The sequence below is a fragment of the Streptomyces sp. NPDC097619 genome, from assembly GCF_040302735.1.
In the GTDB taxonomy this organism is placed as follows: Bacteria; Actinomycetota; Actinomycetes; order Streptomycetales; family Streptomycetaceae; genus Streptomyces.
The window spans coordinates 11917-26177 of record NZ_JBEOSD010000017.1; the positions used below are offsets into that span (position 1 = coordinate 11917).

14 protein-coding genes are annotated in these 14261 nt (G+C 75.7%); 10 read left to right on the top strand and 4 right to left on the bottom strand.

Annotated elements, in window-relative coordinates; translation table 11 throughout:
• Positions 1-171: 171 nt before the first annotated feature.
• The 4 genes from ABTZ17_RS07280 (at position 172) to ABTZ17_RS07295 (ending at position 3823) form a co-directional block, all read left to right on the top strand.
• Positions 172-951, top strand: coding sequence for an ABC transporter permease (locus ABTZ17_RS07280; RefSeq protein WP_352194529.1), 780 nt, complete (start codon positions 172-174; stop codon positions 949-951).
• A gap of 106 nt (positions 952-1057) precedes the next feature.
• Positions 1058-1873, top strand: coding sequence for an ABC transporter permease (locus ABTZ17_RS07285; protein WP_352194579.1), 816 nt, complete (start codon positions 1058-1060; stop codon positions 1871-1873).
• 11 nt (positions 1874-1884) lie between these two features.
• Entirely contained in the window at positions 1885-2916 is a 1032-nt protein-coding gene (locus ABTZ17_RS07290; RefSeq protein WP_352194530.1) for an ABC transporter ATP-binding protein, read from the top strand.
• Positions 2917-3013: 97 nt separating this feature from the next.
• Positions 3014-3823, top strand: coding sequence for a DUF1707 domain-containing protein (locus tag ABTZ17_RS07295; protein ID WP_352194531.1), 810 nt, complete (start codon positions 3014-3016; stop codon positions 3821-3823).
• 67 nt (positions 3824-3890) lie between these two features.
• On the opposite strand, the gene ABTZ17_RS07300 is transcribed toward ABTZ17_RS07295, so the two are convergent.
• Positions 3891-5390 carry a GDSL-type esterase/lipase family protein gene (locus ABTZ17_RS07300; RefSeq protein WP_352194532.1) on the bottom strand — a complete coding sequence of 500 codons (1500 nt, stop codon included), beginning with the start codon at positions 5388-5390 and terminating at the stop codon, positions 3891-3893.
• A 293-nt stretch (positions 5391-5683) separates the two neighbouring features.
• On the opposite strand from ABTZ17_RS07300, the gene ABTZ17_RS07305 reads away from it, so the two are divergent.
• Positions 5684-7105 (top strand): DUF445 domain-containing protein, encoded by a 1422-nt coding sequence (locus tag ABTZ17_RS07305; protein ID WP_352194580.1) that lies wholly within the window; start codon positions 5684-5686, stop codon positions 7103-7105.
• Positions 7106-7358: 253 nt separating this feature from the next.
• On the opposite strand, the gene ABTZ17_RS07310 is transcribed toward ABTZ17_RS07305, so the two are convergent.
• Together ABTZ17_RS07310 and ABTZ17_RS07315 are read right to left on the bottom strand one after the other, a co-directional pair.
• Positions 7359-7658: a hypothetical protein gene (locus ABTZ17_RS07310; RefSeq protein ID WP_352194533.1), complete on the bottom strand. Its 300-nt coding sequence runs from the start codon at positions 7656-7658 to the stop codon at positions 7359-7361.
• A 352-nt stretch (positions 7659-8010) separates the two neighbouring features.
• The gene (locus ABTZ17_RS07315; protein WP_352194534.1) at positions 8011-8187 is read right to left on the bottom strand and encodes a hypothetical protein; all 177 of its coding nucleotides are present in this window, start codon (positions 8185-8187) and stop codon (positions 8011-8013) included.
• A gap of 253 nt (positions 8188-8440) precedes the next feature.
• Between ABTZ17_RS07315 and ABTZ17_RS07320 the strand changes: the two genes are divergently transcribed.
• A complete protein-coding gene (locus ABTZ17_RS07320) occupies positions 8441-8980 on the top strand; it encodes a GNAT family N-acetyltransferase (protein WP_352194535.1) in 540 nt (179 codons plus the stop codon).
• A 126-nt stretch (positions 8981-9106) separates the two neighbouring features.
• Positions 9107-10219 carry a hypothetical protein gene (locus tag ABTZ17_RS07325; RefSeq protein ID WP_352194536.1) on the top strand — a complete coding sequence of 371 codons (1113 nt, stop codon included), beginning with the start codon at positions 9107-9109 and terminating at the stop codon, positions 10217-10219.
• 11 nt (positions 10220-10230) lie between these two features.
• Here the strand turns inward: ABTZ17_RS07325 and ABTZ17_RS07330 are convergent, their stop codons facing one another.
• Positions 10231-11235 carry an SEC-C metal-binding domain-containing protein gene (locus ABTZ17_RS07330; protein ID WP_352194537.1) on the bottom strand — a complete coding sequence of 335 codons (1005 nt, stop codon included), beginning with the start codon at positions 11233-11235 and terminating at the stop codon, positions 10231-10233.
• Between the two features lie 56 nt (positions 11236-11291).
• Between ABTZ17_RS07330 and ABTZ17_RS07335 the strand changes: the two genes are divergently transcribed.
• The 3 genes from ABTZ17_RS07335 (at position 11292) to yidC (ending at position 14204) form a co-directional block, all read left to right on the top strand.
• Positions 11292-12191, top strand: coding sequence for a class E sortase (locus ABTZ17_RS07335; protein ID WP_502994612.1), 900 nt, complete (start codon positions 11292-11294; stop codon positions 12189-12191).
• A 267-nt stretch (positions 12192-12458) separates the two neighbouring features.
• On the top strand, positions 12459-12881 hold the full coding sequence (locus ABTZ17_RS07340) for a DUF6412 domain-containing protein (RefSeq protein WP_502994613.1): 423 nt from the start codon (positions 12459-12461) through the stop codon (positions 12879-12881).
• 351 nt (positions 12882-13232) lie between these two features.
• A complete protein-coding gene (gene yidC / locus ABTZ17_RS07345) occupies positions 13233-14204 on the top strand; it encodes a membrane protein insertase YidC (protein ID WP_352194539.1) in 972 nt (323 codons plus the stop codon).
• The last annotated feature ends 57 nt before the right edge of the window (positions 14205-14261 follow it).

Below are 14261 nucleotides of genomic sequence, written 5' to 3' on the forward strand. Positions count from 1 at the left end.
ACGCTCGGTGCAGCACGGTTTCAGACGGCCGCCCCGCGCGAATGGTTGCCCGCCGGAGCGGTCCGTGGCCGCTTCGTCGCCGATTCGTGATCATGAGGGGTGGTGAGGGGGGTGCGCGCAGACACCCGCCCGTACCGGAACGCGTCATGGAAACTCTACGGTGCCGTGGCGGTGGGAGGCTTCCGCCGCTATGCGACCTACGGCACGGCCACCGCCGCGGGGGTGTTCACCAACACCGTCTTCGGCTTCATCGTGGCCTACACCTATCTCGCCCTGTGGGAGCAGCGGCCCGGCCTGGGCGGCTACGACCAGGCGCAGGCGATGACCTTCGTGTGGATCTCCCAGTCCCTGCTGGCCGCGGGCGCCCTGATCGGTGGGGGCTTCCAGGAGGAGATGCAGGAGCGGATCCGGACCGGGGACATCGCCGTGGACCTGTACCGGCCCGCCGATCTCCAGCTGTGGTGGCTGGCCGCCGATCTGGGGCGGGCGGCCTTCCAGCTGCTGGCCCGCGGGGTGCCGCCGACGGTGGTGGGGGCGCTGGCCTTCGATCTGGCGCTGCCCACGGATCCGGGGCGGTGGCTGTTGTTCCTGGTGTCGGTGTGGCTGGGGCTGGTGGTGAGCTTCGCGCTCCGCTACCTGGTGGGGTTGTGCGCCTTCTGGCTGCTCGACGGGTCCGGCGTCAACATGATGCAGCTGCTGGTGTCGATGTTCTGTTCGGGGGTGGTGCTGCCGCTGACCGTGTTCCCGGGGGTCTTCGGGGAGGTGGTCCGGGCGCTGCCCTGGTCGGCGATGCTCCAGGTGCCGATGGACGTGCTGTTGGGGGTGCACTCGGGCGCCGGGGCGGCGGGAGCGGCGCTGGCCTTCCAGCTCGGCTGGGTCGTGGTGCTGTTGGGGGCCGGGCGGCTGGCGCAGGCGTCCGCGACGCGGAAGGTGGTGGTCCAGGGTGGCTGAGACCGGAGCGGGTGCGCGTACGGACCTGCGGGCGGACGCCGGGGGCCCCGCCGGCGGTGCGGGGTCGGGGTGGGGTCCGTACGGGGCGTACGGGGCCGCCGGGACGTTGCGCGGGCGGGCCGCGGAGGCGGTGCGCGGCTACCTGTTGATCGTGGGCATGTGGGTGCGCTCGACGATGACCTACCGGGCCTCCTTCGCGCTCCAGGTGGTCGGGAACGCGGCGACCAGCGCCCTGGACTTCGCGGGCGTCTACATCATGTTCCGGCACGTGGACGCCCTGGGCGGGTTCTCGCTGCCGGAGGTGGCGCTGCTGTACGGCTCGTGCGCGGCCTCGCTGGGGCTGGCCGATCTGCTGCTGGGCAACACGGATCGGGTGGGGATGCGGATCCGGGACGGTTCGCTGGACACGATGCTGGTGCGGCCGGTGCCGGTGTTCGTGCAGGTGGCGGCGGACCGGTTCGCGCTGCGGCGGCTGGGCCGGGTGGCGCAGGGCGTGGTGGTGATGGGGTACGGGGCGCTGGCCGTGGACGTGTCCTGGTCGGCGGAGAAGGTGCTGCTGCTGCCGGTGATGGTGGTGGCGGGCACCGGGATCTTCGCGGCGGTGTTCGTGGGGGGTGCGGCCTTCCAGTTCCTCGCGGGGGACGCCGCGGAGGTGCAGAACTCGTTCACGTACGGGGGCGCGACGATGCTGCAGTACCCGCCCGCGGTGTTCGGGCGGGAGATGGTGCGGGCGGTGACCTTCGTGGTGCCGCTGGCCTTCGTGAACTGGATCCCGGCGCTGTACGTGCTGGGGCGGCCGTTGCCGTTCGGACTGCCCTCGTGGGTGGCGTTCACCAGTCCGCTGGTGGCGGCGGTCGCGATGGTGCCGGCGGTGCTGGCCTGGCGGGTCGGGCTGCGGGCGTACCGCAGTACGGGGAGCTGAGGAGGGTGTCGATGAAGGGAACGGCGGCGGAGGGCGGCGGTGCGGCGGTGTCCGGTGGTGGCGGGGCGTCCGGGGGGCGGGGCGGTGGGGAGGCGCTGATCTCCCTGGAGGGGGTGGAGAAGGTCTTCGAGGTGCGCCGGCGGACGGGCCGGCTGCGCCGGGAGCGGCAGGTGGTGCGGGCCGTGGACGGCATCAGCTTCGAGGTCCCGCGGGGCGCGATGGTCGGGTACATCGGTCCGAACGGGGCCGGGAAGTCCACGACGATCAAGATGTTGACGGGGATCCTGACGCCGAGCGCCGGTCGGGTGCGGGTGGCGGGCATCGATCCGAGTCGGGAGCGGACCCGGTTGGCGCACCGGATCGGGGTGGTCTTCGGGCAGCGGACCACGCTGTGGTGGGACCTGCCGTTGCGGGACTCGTACGGGTTGGCGCGGCGGATGTACCGGATCCCGGAGGCGCGGTTCGCGGCGAACCTGGAGCGCTGCGTGGAGCTGCTGGACCTGGGGAAGCTGTTGGAGGTGCCGGTGCGGCAGCTGTCCCTGGGGCAGCGGATGCGGGGGGACATCGCGGCGGCGCTGCTGCACGATCCGGAGGTGCTCTATCTGGACGAGCCGACGATCGGGCTGGACGTGATCAGCAAGGCGCGGGTCCGGGGGTTCCTGCGGGAGCTGAACGCGGAGCGGGGCACCACGGTGCTGTTGACCACGCACGACCTCCAGGACATCGAGCAGCTCTGCGAGCGGGTCATGGTCATCGACCGGGGGCGGTTGATGTACGACGGGGCTCCGGCGGGGCTGCACGCGGTGGGGGAGAGCGAGCGGACCCTGGTGGTGGACCTGGAGCGGGAGCTTCCGCCGGTGCGGGTGGCGGGGGCCCGGGTGGTCCGGGTGGAGGGGCCGCGCCAGTGGCTGGCCTTCCCGGCGGCCTCCTCGGCGGCGCCGCTGGTGGCCGCGGTGGCGGCGGAGTACCCGTTGGTGGACCTGTCGGTGCGGGAGCCGGAGATCGAGGAGGTCATCGCGCGGATGTACGCGGAGGGGGTCTGAGGGGTGTCCGGCGGGTGCGGGGGCGGGCCGCGGGCCGGCCGGTTCCGCCCCGGCAACTCCTACTGGTGGGGCCGGGGTTCTGCATAGTGTGGGCCCCATGAGTGACGAGCAGCCCCAGTCCCCCGAGTCCCCCGGTACGGCCGGACCCGCGCGGCCCGCGGATCCCGCCGGTCCCGCGAAGTCCGGGGCCGGTCCCGCCCCGCACGAGCTGCGGGCCTCCGACGCGGACCGGGAGCTGGTGGTGGAGCGGCTGCGCGAGGCGGTGGCCGAGGGCCGCCTGGACATGGACGAGTTCGAGGAGCGGATGACGACGGCGTACGCCTCCCGCACCTACGGGGAGCTGGAGCCGTTGACGCGGGACCTGCCGGGGGCCGGGGGTGCGCCGCTGCCGGTGGCGCACGTGCCGGCCGCGCCGGTGCCGGCGGGCGGGGCGTCGCCGGAGGGCCCCCGGGTGGTGGGTCCGCCGGCGGCCGGCGTTCCGGGGGGCTCCGCGGTGGGTGTGGCCGTGCTGGGGGCCTTCGAGCGGAAGGGGACCTGGACGGTCCCGTCGCGGTTCCAGGCGGTGGCGTTCTGGGGAGCGGGCGTGCTCGACCTGCGCGAGGCCCGGTTCGAGGCCCGCGAGGTGGTGATCAACTGCGTGGCGGTGATGGGCAGCGTGGAGATCGTCGTCCCGCCGGGCGTGGAGGTCGACATGCGGGGCGTCGGGATCATGGGCGCCTTCGAGGAGCACCGTCCGAAGGAGCGCGCGAAGGACCGCGGCAAGGACGTGGTGCCGTACGAGGGGCCCGCCACGGTCCGCGTGGTGGTGACGGGGCTCGCGTTCTGGGGCGCGGTGGAGATCAAGCACAAGCCGCGCCGGAACCAGGGGCCGGGCGGTGGCCGGGTGGACCTCCGCAAGGAGCTCTGAGCGGGAGCGGGCCCGGCGGGTGGGGGTGCGGCCGGTCCCGGCCGTGGCGCCCACCCGCCGGGTCCGGCTACCGGAGCAGCGCGACGTCGAACATCCGGCCGATCGCGGCGTAGCCCTCGTCGGTGAGGTGGAGGTGGTCCCCGGAGTCGTAGTCGGAGCGGAGCCGGCTGGGGGATTCGGGGTCGCGGAGGATGCGGTCGAAGTCGACGGTCTCGTCGAAGACGTCGCCCTCGCGGAGCCGCGCGTTCACCGACCGCCGCACCGAGTCGCGGCCCTCGGTGTACGCCTTGTGCCCGCGGAACGGCGGGAGGGTGGTGCCGATGACGCGGATCCCGTGGGCGTGCGCCTGGTCGCGGAGCTTGCGCAGGGCGTCGGTGATGCGGTCGGGTTCGGTCTCGCGCGGTGACTTGAGGATGTCGTTCATGCCGAGCTGGATGACGACGATCTTGACTCCGGCGCGGCCGAGCACGTCGCGTTCGAAGCGGTCGAGGGCCCGGGGGCCGGTGCCGTCGCGCAGCAGCCGGTTGCCGCTGACTCCGGCGTTGACCACGCTCAGCCGGGGTTTCCCGGTGCCGCGCAGCCGTCCGGCGAGGAAGTCCGTCCAGCGGCGGTTGGTGTCCGTGGTGGAGGTCATGCCGTCGGTGAGGGAGCTGCCGAAGGCGACGACGGCGCCCACCGCGCGGTCGGTGAACACGTCCATGGCCACGAGCTGCCGCCAGGACTTGACGGAGTCGGTGAAGCGAGTGCCGGACTCGTCACGGGTGGCGTCCCCGTCGGCGGCGTAGGAGGTCTGCCGGGCGCTGGGGTGCCGGGTGACGGGTCCGCCGGGCTCTCCGGCCGGGCTCCTGGGCGCGTACGTGCTGACGAGCATGTCGGCGTCGGCGGGGACGGTCAGTTCGGCCGGGTCGCTGGTGACCTCGTCGCCGGGCGGAATGGTGACGGTCCCGGAGCCCCCGAAGGTGAGGCGGACCAGGGAGCCGGGTTCGGCGGCGGCCAGGGAGCGGTTTCCGGAGGCGGCCCGGGACACCGATCCGTCGGCGCCCGCGGCGCGGCCGACGGTGGCGCGGGACACGGTGAGGGGGCTCTCGCCGAAGAGGTTCGACAGGGTGATGCGGACCCGGGTGCCGCCGACGGTGGTGTGCACGACGTTGCGGAAGGTGCGGCCGGCGTGGCCGCGCAGCGCGGTGTCCGGTTCGGCGCCCACGGGGGAGGCCGACCAGGTGGCTATCCAGGAGGGGGTGACGGGGCCGCCGTCGTCGACCGGCCCGGCGGGGGCGTCGCGCGGGGCGGAGCGGCCGGGTTCCGGGGCGCTGCCGCCGCCCGCGCAGCCGGTGACCAGGACCAGGGCGGCGGTGGCCGCGGCCGTGGCGGCGGTCGTGGCGCGGGCGGTCCGGGGGGTGGTCCGGGGTGTGCCGCGCCGGCCGGTGTGCGGGTCGGTGCGCGCGTCGGCCTGCGGGTCGGTGCGCGGGTCGGTGTGCGGTGCTGCCGCGGTGCCGGCCGAGGGGGTGATCGGCGGTCTCGGTCCGGTCCGGTGCGGGCGGCGGTTCCGGGGACGGCGGGCGGGCATGTGCGGGGTTCCTCCTCCGGGGCGGTTCGCCGGAATGGGGGACGCCGGGAACTCGTGGCCGGTCCCGGGAGTCGGTCAAGTAGGTCGGTGAGTCAAGCGGGCCGAACGGGCCGCGTGGGCGACAGTGGCGAGAACGGTACGTGACAGGGGGAAGGGCAGGACAGGTGGGACGCGCAGAGGACAGTGAGGACAGTACCGAGCCCGTGGAGCGAGCCCTTCCGGGGCCGGCTCCGCAGGAGCCCCCGGTGGAACGTGCGCCGGGTGCGGGTGCGGGTGCGGGTGCGGGTGCGGGCATGGGCACGGGCATGGGCACGGGGTCGGACGGAGGTGCCGGTTCCCCGTCGGGCTCGGGTCCGGCGTCGGGCCCCGGTTCCGTATCGGGTCCGGCCGCCGGGTCGCGTCCGTGGCAGCGGCCCCGCGAGGGCGCCGGGGCCCGTGGGACCGTGGGCGGGGTCTTCGCCTTCTCCGCCGCCGACGAGGAGAAGCGGCGCGGCGTCCGGCGGATGAAGGCCACGGCCACCGGCCTGCTGGTCCTGGTCGCCGTCGTCTACGCCCTGGCCACCTGGGCGGAGCACGCGGGCGCCGGCGGCTGGGCCGGGTACGTGGCCGCGGCGGCCGAGGCGGGCATGGTCGGCGCGCTCGCCGACTGGTTCGCCGTCACGGCCCTGTTCCGGCGGCCGTTGGGGCTGCCCATCCCGCACACGGCGATCATCCCCACCAAGAAGGACCAGCTGGGCCTCTCCCTCGGCGAGTTCGTCGGGGAGAACTTCCTCTCCTCGGAGGTGGTCACCGCCCGCCTGCGCTCCCTCGCCATCGGGGGTCGGGTGGGGGCCTGGCTCGCGGAACCGGAGCACGCGGACCGGGTCACCGCCGAGCTGGCGACGGCCCTGCGCGGGGCCCTGACCGTGCTGCGGGACTCCGACGTGCAGGCGGTGGTCGGCGAGGCCATCACGCGCCGCGCGGACAACGTCGAGATCGCCCCCGGGGCGGGCAAGACCCTGGAGCGCATCGTCGCGGACGGCGGGCACCGCCGGGTCGTGGACCTGGTCTGCGTGAAGGCCCACGACTGGCTGGTCACGCACGGGGACTCCGTCATGGACGCCGTCCAGGGCGGGGCGCCCGGCTGGACCCCGCGGTTCGTGGACCGCAAGGTCGGCGAACGGGTCTACAAGGAGCTGCTGCGCTTCGTCACGGAGATGCGCGACATGCCCGAGCACCCGGCGCGCGGGGCGGTGGACCGTTTCCTCGCGGACTTCGCGGCCGACCTCCAGGGGGACACGGAGACACGGGCGCGCGTGGAGCGCCTCAAGTCGGAGATACTCGCCCGCCGCGAGGTGCAGGACGTGATCGCCTCGGCCTGGTCCGCGATCCGCGCCATGATCCTGTCCGCCGCCGAGGACGAGCGCAGCGAGCTGCGGTTGCGCGTCCGCACCTCCCTGATCTCGCTGGGCGCCCGCCTCGCCACGGACGGCCGTCTCCAGTCCAAGGTGGAGGGCTGGATCGAGGGGGCCCTGGTCCACGTGGTCACCCGCTACCGCACCGAGATCACCTCACTGATCACGGACACCGTGGCCGGCTGGGACGCCGAGCACACCTCCCGCAAGATCGAGGCCCACATCGGCCGCGACCTCCAGTTCATCCGCATCAACGGCACCGTGGTCGGCGCCCTGGCCGGCCTCCTGATCTACACCGTCTCCCAGGCCCTGGGCGCCTGACCGGGTCCGTACCCGGGGCCCCTGGGGCGTCCCCGGGGCACGGACGACGGCCCCGGGGACGCCCCAGGGGCCCGGGTGGTGGCTCGGGCGGCTGGGGCGGCTCGGCCGAGGGGCGGTGGCTCGGGTGACGGCGGCGACCCGAAGCCGGCCTCGCGGCGGTCGCGCGCGTACGGGCGCGGCGGCACCCGGAACGCGCACCCGAACGCGGCACCCGGCCGCGGGCCCCTGCCCGGGCCCGTCGCGCGCTACGGGGTCAGCCCCGGTCCGCCACCGCCCAGGACGCCGCGGCCACCACACCGGCCACGCCGAACACCGCCGGCCACGCGCCGACCTTCTTGGCCAGCGGGTGCGCCCCCGCGAACCCGGCGACGTACAGCCCGCCGAGGGCCGCCGCGGCCGGAGCACCGGCCTTCTGGTGCCAGGCCCGCGCGGCCACCGCGCCCGCCGCGCCGAGGACGACCCCGCCCAGCGGCCGCTTGCGCGTCCAGCGCGCCACCGCGTACCCACCGACCAGTCCGGCCGCGGCCACCGCCGACGACGGCACCTGTGCCATGCCCATTCCGTTTTCCGCCCTTCCGTGGGGGGCCCGTCCGCATCCGCGCGGGACCCCGTCTCCGGGCAGGCGCGATCGCCGTGCCCGTATGTCGCATGTCGTATTTCTGTACGCCGATACGTCCATAGGGACGTATGCGCGCCCGGCCGTGTTCCCGACCACCCGCTCGTCGTCACCCGCGTCCGCGTCCGCGGGTCACCCCGCGTCCGCGGTCACCGGCACCGGCCGCCGGGCCACGCTCGCAAGCCCCGCTGTAGCCGCGCTGGTGCGGCTCCGGAGTCCCCGTACCGCCGCTCCGCTCTCCTCCCGTGCCGCGGGACCGGCCCCTGCGGCCGCCCCGGCGCGCGCGGGACTACCGCGCCCGCTTGGCCAGCCTGGCCGCTCCGAGCAGCCCCAGGACCATGACCGCTCCGCCGATCACCGTGTCCGGGACCGCCTCCTGCACGGCCGGCGGCAGCATCGCCACCACCCCGAGCACGAGGAAGAACGCGACCGCGCAGCCACCCGCGCCGAGCAGCAGTCTGTACACCGGGACCCCCTGGTCCGACCGGGCATGTCACCGCTTCAACGCGCCGCCACCGCCCCACGACACGGCTCCGCGCGTCCCGTACCGCGCCGGATTTGTCGCACACCCTCCGGTTCTGCGAACCGGCCCGGCCGGGCAACCGCTCCGGCGTAGATTCGGTCTCAGCACGAGAAACCCTCCCAATCCCCCCAGGACCCCCTCATCCACCCTCACCCCGCCGCTCCCGCCGCTCCCGCCGCTCCTGGAGGCCGCCCCCGTGATCTGTTACGGCCGGACCGTGCTCGACCTCTCCGAGGAACTGGTCGACGCCTATGCGGAGGTCTTCTCCGCCCCGCCGTGGAACGAGGATGAAGAAACCATTCGCCAGTTCTCGGCGCGGTTGCACACCGACACCCGGCGCCCCGGGTTCCGCACCGCTCTCGCCCAGTCCCCGACCGGGATCGAGGGCTTCGCCACGGGCTGGATCACGAAGGCACCGTTCCCCGCGGACCGCGCCTACGGCCACGTCGCCACCCAGCTCGGCCCCGAACGCCTGGCGGAGTGCCTGATCGGGGCGCTGGAGATAGACGAGCTGGCGGTCCGTCCGCACGCCCGGGGCCACGGCACCGGCCGCGCCCTCCTCGCCGAGATCGCCGCGGACGCCCCGGACTCCCGGGCCTGGCTGCTCACCGCCCGCAAGGCCACCGACACCGTGGCCACGTACCGCCGGCTCGGCTGGCACGAGCTCAGCCCGCTGCCCGGCACCGAGAACGGCGTCCTCGTCTTCCTCTCCCCGGACCACCCGGCCGCGGCCTGACCCGCCCGCCCGCGTCCCGGGGCGCCCGCACCCCGATCCGACCCGACGCGGCCGACCCGAACCGCGCCCCGACCCGAACCGCGCCCCGACCGGGGTGAAAAGGTACCCACCGGGCATACCGGCAGCATGATCACGCCATCCGGGCCCCGGCCCGCACCCCACGCCCGTCCCGCCCACCCCACGCGTCCTGCCCACCCCGCCCACCCCGCGCGTCGAGGAACCCCGTCCCGGTCCCCGGTCCGCCGCCCCGCCCTTCCCGTCCGCGCGGAGCGGTTGGCGCTCCGCCAGCACGGCCTGTTGACCACCGGCCAACTCCGCGGCGAGGGGGTGTCCGCCGCGACGATCGCCCGGCGGTCCCGGCCGGGTGGGCCCTGGCAGCGGCTGCTGCCCCGGGTGCACCTGCTCCAGACGGGGCCGCCCGACGCCCGTCAACGGGCCCTCGCCGCCGTCCTGTACGCGGCCGGGCCCGCCGCCGACCGGCCTCCGGGGGCCGCGGCCGCCCTCACCGGAGGTGCGGCCCTGGCCCTGATCGGCGTGCGGGAGGCCCCGGCCGTCCCCGCCCACGTGCTGGTCCGGGCTCCGCGCACGGTCGTGCCGGTCGCCGGGGTGGTGCCCGTGAGCACGCGCCGTTGGCCGGTGACGATCACGGTGTCGGGGGTGCCGAGCGTCCGCCCGCTGCGGGCCGCCGCCGATTTCGCGCTCCGCAGCGAGGATCCGGACCTGACCCGGTCGGTGCTCGCCCGGGTGGTCCAGTCCGGCTGGTGCCACCCCGAGGACCTGCACGCCGAGTTGCGGGCCGCGCGCGCCCTGCGCCGCCCCGCGGTCTCGGGGGCGGCGGCGGAGCTCCTGGCCGGGGTCCGCTCACCGGCCGAGGGGCGGGCCCGGGAGGCACTGGCCGGTACGGACCTCCCCGCCCCGCTCTGGAACGCCCGCCTCTACGCCCCCGACGGGGCCTTCCTGGCCTCGCCGGACGCCTACTGGCCCGACGAGGGCGTGGCCCTGGAGGTGGACTCGGCCGAGTACCACTACACCCGTGACGCCTGGCAGGCCACGCTCCGTCGCCGCCTCCGCCTGGAGTCGTACGGGGTCCTCGTGGCCAGCACCGCGCCCGCCCTCCTGCGCGCGAGCCCCGAGCTGGTCGTGGCCTCGCTGCGGGCCCTCCTGGCCCTGGGCGGGAGCCGGTCCGCCCCGCCCGCCCTCCGGACCCGCGGCCACGCCCAGCTCGAACTGCCGCTCTGAGGGGCACGGCTTCAGGGGCGTTTGCCGTGGCAGGTCTCGTAGGCCAGGCCGGAGGCGCACCAGCACGGGGTGCCGGGGGTGGGGGGCCAGGAGGTGGCGCGGCCGCGGGCGGCGAGGGTGGTCGCGTACTCGGCCAGCAGGGAGGGCGAGGCCGGGGCGGTCCGCTCCGAGGCGGCGAACGCCTCGTACGAGGGGACCGTGGCGGTGACGATGCCCAGGTTGGTGGTGCCGGAGGCGGACAGCGCGCGCAGCGAGGACTCCACGGCCTCCAAGTGGGCCTCGTGGGAGGGGTACTCGGCGGCGAGCGCCGGATAGGAGTCGAGGAGTTCGGCCAGTTCGGCGGCGGGCCAGTGCAGGACGGCCACGGGGAAGGGCCGGGACAGGGCGGCGCGGCGGTCGCCCAGTTCGGCGCGGAGGCGGGCGATCTCGGCGCGGAGTTCGGCCGGGTCGTCGGAGCCGAGGGCCCAGATCCGCTTGGGGTCGTGGAGTTCGTCCAGCGGAACGGGGCCGGAGTGCCGGGTGTCGGCGACCATGTCCCGGTCGTCGTGGGGCAGGCCGAGGAGTCGGCGGACCCGGTGGCGGCCGGTCAGCAGGGCCACGGTGGCCTGGGTGAGGGGGGATTCCTCGCCGGGCAGCAGCAGATCGGCGGCCTCGGTGAAGGTGGCCTGCGCCGCTTCGAGTTCGTCGTGGGCCTCCAGGGTCTCGGAGATGACCTCCCAGGGGGCCGCGTCCTGTGGGGCGGCGGCACGGATGCCCTCGATGAGGGCGCGGGCCTCGGCTTCGTGGCCGTACTCCCACAGGTTCGCCGCCTGCAGGGCCTTGATCAGGTGCGGGTTCGCCGGGTCGGCGGCGAGGAGCTGCCCGTAGAGGGTGCTCGCCCGCTCGCGCTCCTCGGCGAGTTCGAGGTGGGCCGCGGCCTGGAGGAGGAGGGGCTCCTGGTCCTCGGGGTAGCGGTTCGCCGTGCGGATGAGGCGCTCGGCTTCGTCGATGTGCTCGGCAGGCGTGTCGGGGCGCATGGTCCACACCGTACTGCCGCTGGTCAGTTGGCGGGGCAGGACTTAAGGTGCGGGCCGTGCGCGAGCGGATACCTGTGGTGGTGCAGGGCGGGCGGCGTCCCGGACGGCGGCGGTGGGCGGCGCGCGGGCTGTGGGCCGCCGCGGAGACGGCCGTGACGGCCGGCCTGGTGCTGATGCTGCTGGTGGTGCATCAGTTGTGGTGGACGAACCGGGAGGCGCTGGCCGGAGCCCGTGCCGAAGTGCGGTCCCTGGAAAGGCAGTGGGCCTCCTCCGCGGGCACCGGCGACGGGACCGGCGAGGGGGACGGGGGCGTGGCCGGCGGGGCGTCGGGGGATCCCGGCGCGCCGGTGCCCGGTCCGACGGACCGGACGGCTCCCACGGACCCGGGGCCGCCGGTGACCGTGCCCGGGGAGGCGGCGGGCACCTCGACCGGAACCGGACGGGGCGGCGCCGCCGGCGGTGGTGCGGGCGGCGCCGGTCGGCCGCGGCCCGCGGCGCCGAACTGGGACCAGGCGTACGCGATCCTGCGGATCCCGCGCCTGGGGGTGGTGGCCCCGGTGGCCGAGGGCACCAGCAAACGCGGCGTCCTGGACAAGGGGTACGTGGGCCACTACGCGGGCACCGCGCGGCCCGGCGCACCGGGCAACTTCGCCCTGGCGGGACACCGCAACACGCACGGAGAACCCTTCCGCCACATCAACCGGCTCCGTGCCGGGGACCTGTTGGTCGTGGACGTGCGCGGCCACCGGTACACCTACCGGGTGGGGCGGCGCCTCGACCAGACCCTGGCCCGGGACACGGGGGTGATCGCCCCCGTGCCGCGCAGCGTGGTCCGGCCCGCGTACGGGTACTCCGAGCCCGGCTCGTACATCACCCTCACCACCTGCACGCCCGAGTTCACCTCCCGCTACCGGCTGGTGGTGTGGGGGACCCTCGTGTCGACCGAACGGCGCTGAGGGCGTCGGCGGGGGCGCCGGCAGGGGCGGGCGGCCGGGGCTCCGAGAGTCTGGGGGTAACCCTGATTCGCCCCTGAGATACCGCTCGGCCCCTTTCGTTCCCCCACGCCCCGGCTACTATCGAATTCACGCACGAATCCCCGGGGTTCACGCGTGGGGGCCCGACATGTGCCCACCCCGCGCGCACCCGTGTGCGCACGCCGCGGGGAGACGGGAACGGGAGCCGTGGGAACGCGGGGCTCGGCGACAGGGGAGGAGGGGAAACCGATGCGAGCGACGCGCACGCCACTGGTGGATCCCCCGACGCCCGCGCCCGAGTCGTGGCGAGGGTCGGCGGCCGGAAGGGCCGGCCGGGTCCGCGCCGTGGCGCCGTGGCTGCCGCGGCTCGGTGCCGTCCTCATCCTCCTCCTCGCTCTGGCCGGCGCCCTCGGGCTCGTTCCCGGGGAAGGCGCCTTCGCGGGTGCCCTGGCCCTCGCGGCCGCCTCGGCGGCCACGACCACGGCCGGCGCGGCCCTGCTCGCCCGCGCCGCCCGCACGGCCGCCGGAGCGCGGCCCGTGCCACCCCACCTCATACGCACGGCGATACGGGACCGGGAGCAGCGCACGGCCTTCCTGCCGCAGCGTGACCCCGACGCGTCCGGCCGCAGGCGCCCCAGGGCGCCGGGGCGGCTCTTCCCGACGGTCGCGTAGGGAGTTCCGCGGGCGCCGCGTGCCGGTTCCCCTCCCGTGCCTCCGGCGCGCTCAGCGCCGCGGTGCCTTCCGTACTCCGGGCAGCTTCCGTGCCCTCGGAGCGGATTTCCCGCACGGCTCGTCATCCGTCTGCCGAACCGTCCCGATCCGTTCCTTCGGTACCGCCGCGCCCGCTCGACCGCCGTGCGCCGCGTCCCGCGCGTTCCCGCCGTGCCCCGACCGCTCCGGCCGTCCGTGCCGCACCCCTGTGTGCGGTGCGGTGGCCGGGGAGCGGGGCGGCCCGGCGGAGGCTCCGGGCCCGCGGCCGACGGGGCCGTCCGGTCGTGGCGGGGAAGCGCCCTGGAGTCCTCCGTGTCCTTCGTGTCCGTCCTCGTGTCCGCCACCGGCGAGTCCGTCTCGTGGCTCGCCGATCTGCTCGACCCGGTGTTCGCGGCCTCCGCGACCGCCGCGGCCATCGTCCTGTGCACCGTCCTGGTGCGGGTGGTCCTGCACCCGTTGACCCGGTCCGCCTTCCGGTCGGAGCGGGCGCGGGCCGCCCTGGCCCCGCGGCTCGCGGAGCTGCGCAGGCGGTACTCCGCCCCCGGGGACGCGCAGCGGCTCCGCGAGGGCGTGCTCGCCGCGCACGCCGAAGCGGGGGTGAAGCCGTTCGCCGGCTTCCTGCCGATGCTGGTGCAGCTGCCGGTGTTCTTCGTGATGTACCGGCTGTTCTCCTCCTCGGAGGTGGGCGGGGGAGTGAACGGCCTGCTGGAGCACCGTCTGTTCGCGGCGCCGCTGGGCTGGAGCTGGTCGGACGCCCTGGCGGAGGGCGGGCCCTTCGGCCCGCAGGGCCTGGTGTTCGCGGGGCTGTTCGCGGCCATCGCGGCGGTGGCCTGCTGGACGGTGCTGCGGGCCCGCCGCGCCCTGGCCGCCGGCGGCCTGCCGGGTCTCCCCGCCGCCGGGTCCGGCACCGGAGCGGGGAAGGGTGGCGCGGGGAAGGGTGGCGCGGACCGGGCCGGAGCGGGCCGGGCGGGGGGCAAGGGAGCCACGGGCACCAAGGGCGGTACCGGCACCAAGGGTGGTACGGGTGCCGGTGCGCGGGGCGGGAGGGCGACGGGGGCGGAGGCCGCCGTGCCCGGTGAGGAGGCCCTGCGGAAGGTGGCCTCGGTGATGCCGCTGCTGGCCTTCGGCACGCTGATCACGGCGGCGCTGGTCCCGCTGGCCGCCGGGCTCTACCTCCTCACCACCACGGCCTGGACCGCCGCGGAGCGCGGCTGGCTCCAATGGCGCTGGGACCGCGCGGAGCGCCTCCGCACCACGGCGGCCGTCCCGACACCGGCCACCTGAGGCGGGGCGGGGGAAGGGAGTGAGGGAGGGGGCGGGAGGGGAGTGAGGGAGGGGGAG

Excerpts from the sequence above, each read along its gene's own strand:
- ABTZ17_RS07290 (WP_352194530.1), top strand. The coding sequence starts at position 1,885 with ATGAAGGGAACGGCGGCGGAGGGCGGCGGTGCGGCGGTGTCCGGTGGT.
- ABTZ17_RS07295 (WP_352194531.1), top strand. The coding sequence starts at position 3,014 with ATGAGTGACGAGCAGCCCCAGTCCCCCGAGTCCCCCGGTACGGCCGGA.
- ABTZ17_RS07300 (WP_352194532.1), bottom strand. The coding sequence starts at position 5,390 with ATGCCCGCCCGCCGTCCCCGGAACCGCCGCCCGCACCGGACCGGACCG.
- ABTZ17_RS07305 (WP_352194580.1), top strand. The coding sequence starts at position 5,684 with ATGGGCACGGGCATGGGCACGGGGTCGGACGGAGGTGCCGGTTCCCCG.
- ABTZ17_RS07310 (WP_352194533.1), bottom strand. The coding sequence starts at position 7,658 with ATGGCACAGGTGCCGTCGTCGGCGGTGGCCGCGGCCGGACTGGTCGGT.
- ABTZ17_RS07325 (WP_352194536.1), top strand. The coding sequence starts at position 9,107 with ATGATCACGCCATCCGGGCCCCGGCCCGCACCCCACGCCCGTCCCGCC.
- ABTZ17_RS07330 (WP_352194537.1), bottom strand. The coding sequence starts at position 11,235 with ATGCGCCCCGACACGCCTGCCGAGCACATCGACGAAGCCGAGCGCCTC.
- ABTZ17_RS07340 (WP_502994613.1), top strand. The coding sequence starts at position 12,459 with ATGCGAGCGACGCGCACGCCACTGGTGGATCCCCCGACGCCCGCGCCC.